The following is a 2,388-nucleotide window of genomic DNA, read 5'->3' on the forward strand; positions in this document are numbered from 1 at the left end:
ACACCTGTAGCTGCTACGCTCCATGAGCCGGATGCGTTGCTGAAGGTATTTTGGACACCGGCTGTCGCAGGATCTAAGTCTACAGTAGCAACGTCGATTGTGGCATTGCCGTCGACATCTGTATCATTAGTCGTTACGTTAATCGTAGCAACTACGTCTTCATTGGTCGTAGCCGCGTCGTTGTTAGCGACTGGCGCATCGTTCACAGCATTCACTGTTATTGCAAGTGTTGCTGTATTTGAAGTAGCACCGGTATTATCACGAACTGTGTAAGTTACTGAAGCAGCACCATTGAAGTTTGCTGTTGGTGTGTACGTCACTACACCTGTAGCTGCTACGCTCCATGAGCCTGATGCATTGCTGAATGTATTTTGGATACCCGCTGTCGCTGGATCTAAGTCTACTGTAGCAACGTCGATTGTTGCATTACCGTCAACATCGGTATCATTCGTAGTCACATTAATAGTCGCTACAACATCTTCATTCGTAGTAGCCGCGTCGTTATTTGCAACTGGCGCATCGTTCACCGCATTCACTGTAATTGCAAGCGTTGCTGTGTTTGAAGTAGCACCTGTATTATCACGAACAGTGTAAGTCACTGAAGCTGCACCATTGAAGTTTGCTGTTGGTGTGTAAGTCACTACACCCGTGGCCGATACGCTCCATGAGCCTGATGCATTACTAAAGGTATTTTGAATTCCCGCTGTCGCTGGATCTAAGTCGACTGTTGATGGATCTATGGTAGCATTACCATCCACATCAGTATCATTAGTCGTTACGTTAATCGTAGCAACTACGTCTTCGTTTGTTATCGCAGCGTCATTCACAGCGACTGGCGCATCATTCACCGCATTCACTGTTATTGCAAGTGTCGCTGTGTTTGAAGTAGCACCGGTGTTATCACGAACTGTGTACGTTACAGAAGCTGCACCGTTGAAGTTTGCTGTTGGTGTGTAAGTCACTACACCCGTAGCCGATACGCTCCATGAGCCTGACCCGTTGCTGAATGTATTTTGAATTCCGGCTGTTGCTGGATCTAAGTCTACTGTGGCAACGTCGATTGTGCCGTTGCCGTCAACATCTGTATCGTTAGTCGTTACGTTAATCGTAGCAACTACGTCTTCGTTTGTTGTCGCAGCATCATTCACTGCAACTGGCGCATCATTCACCGCATTCACTGTGATTGCAAGTGTCGCTGTGTTTGAAGTAGCGCCTGTGTTATCACGAACTGTGTACGTTACAGAAGCTGCACCGTTGAAGTTCGCTGTCGGTGTGTACGTCACAACACCTGTCGCCGCTACACTCCATGAGCCTGACGCATTGCTGAATGTATTTTGAATTCCGGCTGTTGAAGGATCCAAATCGACTGTAGCAACGTCGATTGTGGCATTGCCGTCAACATCAGTATCATTCGTAGTCACATTAATAGTCGCAGCCACATCTTCATTCGTCGTAGCAACGTCGTTATTCGCAACTGGCGCATCATTCACCGCATTCACTGTGATTGCAAGTGTCGCTGTGTTTGAAGTAGCGCCTGTGTTATCACGAACTGTGTACGTCACTGAAGCTGCACCGTTGAAGTTCGCTGTTGGTGTGTACGTCACAACACCTGTCGCCGCTACACTCCATGAGCCTGATGCATTGCTAAATGTATTTTGGATACCCGCCGTTGAAGGATCTAAGTCTACAGTAGCAACGTCGATTGTGGCATTGCCGTCAACATCAGTATCATTCGTAGTCACATTAATAGTCGCAGCCACATCTTCATTCGTCGTAGCCGCGTCGTTATTCGCAACTGGCGCATCATTCACCGCATTCACTGTGATTGCAAGTGTCGCTGTGTTTGAAGTAGCGCCTGTGTTATCACGAACTGTGTACGTTACAGAAGCTGCACCGTTGAAGTTCGCTGTCGGTGTGTACGTCACAACACCTGTCGCCGCTACACTCCATGAGCCTGACGCATTGCTGAATGTATTTTGAATTCCGGCTGTTGAAGGATCCAAATCGACTGTAGCAACGTCGATTGTGGCATTGCCGTCAACATCAGTATCATTCGTAGTCACATTAATAGTCGCAGCCACATCTTCATTCGTCGTAGCAACGTCGTTATTCGCAACTGGCGCATCATTCACCGCATTCACTGTGATTGCAAGTGTCGCTGTGTTTGAAGTAGCGCCTGTGTTATCACGAACTGTGTACGTCACTGAAGCTGCACCGTTGAAGTTCGCTGTCGGTGTGTAAGTCACTACACCTGTAGCCGTTACGCTCCATGAGCCAGAAGCATTGCTGAATGTATTTTGGATACCGGCTGTTGCTGGATCTAAATCGACAGTAGCAACGTCGATTGTTGCATTACCGTCAACATCGGTATCGTTAGTCGTTACGTTA

1 protein-coding gene is annotated in these 2,388 nt (G+C 47.7%); it reads right to left on the reverse strand.

Annotated elements, in window-relative coordinates; all coding sequences use genetic code 11:
- A partial coding sequence (locus DQQ10_RS27655; RefSeq protein WP_119726146.1) for a beta strand repeat-containing protein occupies positions 1-2,388 on the reverse strand: 2,388 nt, incomplete at both ends.

The organism is Pseudochryseolinea flava, from assembly GCF_003286915.1.
In the GTDB taxonomy this organism is placed as follows: Bacteria; Bacteroidota; Bacteroidia; order Cytophagales; family Cyclobacteriaceae; genus Ohtaekwangia; species Ohtaekwangia flava.